This is a genomic window from Kitasatospora sp. NPDC059571 (genome assembly GCF_042735675.1).
GTDB lineage: Bacteria > Actinomycetota > Actinomycetes > Streptomycetales > Streptomycetaceae > Kitasatospora.
Window position 1 is genome coordinate 1 of record NZ_JBHWBW010000261.1, and the last position, 2866, is coordinate 2866.

The window sequence follows — 2866 nt, forward strand, 5'->3', positions numbered from 1 at the left end:
GCCGCCCCCCCGCGCGCGCCCCCCCCACCCCCCCCGCCCCCCCGCGCGCGCGCCCGCGGCCCCCCCCCCCCCCCCACGGCCCTTTCGGAGCGCCTGATCCAGGACCGGCCCAGGGTGCCGGCGGAACCGGCCCGAACCCCGGGGGAGGGGGCCCGGAGACGGGGTCAGCGCGGGTCGTGGTGCGGCCCGGCGGGGGCGGCCACGCCGTTCAGCAGCAGATCGAGGGCCTGCTGCAGGTCGGCCTGCAGGTCGGCGCCGAGCGGACGGTACTCCCGCACCGCCGGGAACTGCCGGATCCAGCGATAGAGGGCGCCCAGGTAGAGGTCGCGCAGCACCTCGCCGACCAGGCCGGGGTCGACCGCGGAGGAGACCTCGCCCCGGGCCCGGCCGGCTGCCACGATCCCGGAGAAGATCGCCCCGAGGTGCGATTCCTCGTCCAGCGGGCGCCCGGCCTGCACCCACGCGGTGAGCATCGCCATGCTCAGCGCCGGGTCCTCCTCGTTCAGGTCGCCGAGGTCGGACATGCAGGCGCGCAGCGCCTCGGCGACGCCCAGGCCGCGCTGCGGGCGCGAGCCCAGACGGCACATCAGCCGTGCTCTGCGCTGCTCCGCCCAGGCGTTGACCAGGGCCTCCTTGCGCGGGAAGTAGTTGAAGAAGGTGCCGCGCGCGATGTCGGCATGTTCCGCGATCTCCGCGACGGACGTGTCCGCATAGCCCTTCTGGCTGATCAGAGTCATGGCCGAGGCGTAGACGCGCTCCCTGGCGCGCTCCTTGTTGCGGGCCCGCCGCGTGGTCACGGCCGGTCCGGCGTCCGAGGGTTGACGCACGCAGGCCTCCAGGTGACATCGTCGCTGCTGCACTGGAGTGCATTGATGTCCTTCAACCCAAACATAGAGTTAAATCCATGTCAACGCCGCCTCACCGCCCTCCCGACCAGGGGCGATGCAACCTTAGTGGATCAGAGTTCATTTTTAGCTCCTAGCCACCGAATGGACTTGAGTGTATGTTTGGCCCATCGAGCCGGGCCGGCCCCGGCCGGGCTCCTGCCGATGGAGGCATCCTCATGACGACTCAGCCCCGCGCCCGTCCGGTCGCGACGGCGCCTCAGCACCGGGACCTGCGCGGCCGCGTGGCCGAGCTCGGCGCCGTCCGCACCGCGGTGCAGGACGGGCCGTCACCCCGGGCGACCGAGGCACAGCGCGCCAAGGGCAAGCTCACCGCCCGGGAGCGCATCGCACTGCTGCTGGACGACGGCTCCTTCCGCGAGGTGGAGCCGCTGCGGCGGCACCGCGCCCAGGGCTTCGGCCTGGAGGCGAAGAAGCCGCACACCGACGGCGTCATCACCGGCTGGGGCACCGTCCACGGCCGGACGGTGTTCGTCTACGCGCACGACTTCCGGATCTTCGGCGGGGCGCTCGGCGAGGCCCACGCGGAGAAGATCCACAAGATCATGGACATGGCCCTCGCCACCGGGGCGCCGCTGGTCTCGCTCAACGACGGGGCCGGGGCGCGGATCCAGGAGGGCGTGACCGCACTGGCCGGCTACGGCGGAATCTTCCGGCGCAACACCCGGGCCTCGGGCGTCATCCCGCAGATCAGCGTGATGCTCGGCCCGTGCGCCGGCGGCGCGGCGTACTCGCCGGCGCTGACCGACTTCGTCTTCATGGTCCGCGGGATCTCGCAGATGTTCATCACCGGCCCGGACGTGGTGCAGGCGGTGACCGGCGAGCAGATCTCGCACAACGGGCTCGGCGGGGCGGACGTCCACTCCGGCGTCTCGGGCGTCTCGCACCTCGCCTACGACGACGAGGAGACCTGCCTGGCGGAGGTGCGCTGCCTGCTGTCGCTCCTGCCGCAGAACAACCGGGAGCTGCCGCCCGCCGAGCCGTCGGGCGACCCGGCCGACCGCCGCTGCGAGGCACTGCTCGACCTGGTGCCCGCCGACGGCAACCGCCCCTACGACATGCGCAAGGTGATCGAGGAGGTCGTCGACGACGCCGACTACTTCGAGATCCAGCCGGGCTGGGCGACCAACGTGATCTGCGCGCTGAGCAGGATCGACGGCCAGGTGGCCGGCATCGTGGCGAACCAGCCGCAGTCGCTGGCCGGGGTGCTGGACATCCACGCCAGCGAGAAGGCCGCCCGCTTCGTGCAGATGTGCGACGCGTTCAACATCCCGATCGTCACCCTGGTCGACGTCCCGGGCTTCCTGCCCGGCGTCGGGCAGGAGCACGACGGGATCATCCGGCACGGCGCCAAACTGCTCTACGCCTACTGCAACGCCACCGTGCCGCGCATCCAGCTCATCCTGCGCAAGGCCTACGGCGGCGCGTACATCGTCATGGACTCCCGCTCGATCGGCGCGGACCTCTCCTACGCCTGGCCGATCAACGAGATCGCCGTGATGGGCGCCGAGGGCGCCGCCAACGTCATCTTCCGCCGGGACATCGCCGCCGCCGAGGACCCCGAGGCGATGCGCGCACAGAAGATCAAGGAGTACAAGAGCGAGCTGATGCACCCCTACTACGCCGCCGAACGCGGCCTGGTGGACGACGTCATCGACCCGGCCGACACCCGGCGGGTCCTGGCGGACGCCCTGGCGGTGCTGCGCCTCAAGCACGCCGACCTGCCCGGCCGCAAGCACGGCAACCAGCCCGTCTGATGGCCGGCCGGGACGGACCGACGCCGCTGGTCCGGGTCGTGCACGGCAACCCGGACCCCGAGGAACTCGCCGCGATCACCGCGCTGCTGGCCGTCGTGATGCGGCACCGGCCGACCGGGATCCGCGGCCGGGGGGGGGGGGGGGGCGCCCCCCCCCCCCCCCCCCCGCCCCGGGGGGGGGGGGGGCCGGGGGCCCCCCCGCCCG

The 2866-nt window shown here is 72.9% G+C and carries 3 protein-coding genes; 2 read left to right on the forward strand and 1 reads right to left on the reverse strand.

All coding sequences use genetic code 11. From position 1 onward, the window contains the following. Nucleotides 1-164 precede the first annotated feature (164 nt). A complete protein-coding gene (locus tag ACFV0G_RS25105) occupies nucleotides 165-827 on the reverse strand; it encodes a TetR/AcrR family transcriptional regulator (protein ID WP_380552106.1) in 663 nt (220 codons plus the stop codon). Between the two features lie 236 nt (nucleotides 828-1063). Between ACFV0G_RS25105 and ACFV0G_RS25110 the strand changes: the two genes are divergently transcribed. Both ACFV0G_RS25110 and ACFV0G_RS25115 read left to right on the forward strand, forming a co-directional pair. Continuing rightward, nucleotides 1064-2662 carry an acyl-CoA carboxylase subunit beta gene (locus tag ACFV0G_RS25110; protein ID WP_380552109.1) on the forward strand — a complete coding sequence of 533 codons (1599 nt, stop codon included), beginning with the start codon at nucleotides 1064-1066 and terminating at the stop codon, nucleotides 2660-2662. Further along, nucleotides 2662-2866, forward strand: a 205-nt coding sequence (locus ACFV0G_RS25115; RefSeq protein WP_380552112.1) for an acyl-CoA carboxylase subunit epsilon, incomplete at its 3' end; no start/stop codon positions are given. The genes ACFV0G_RS25110 and ACFV0G_RS25115, both read left to right, overlap by 1 nt.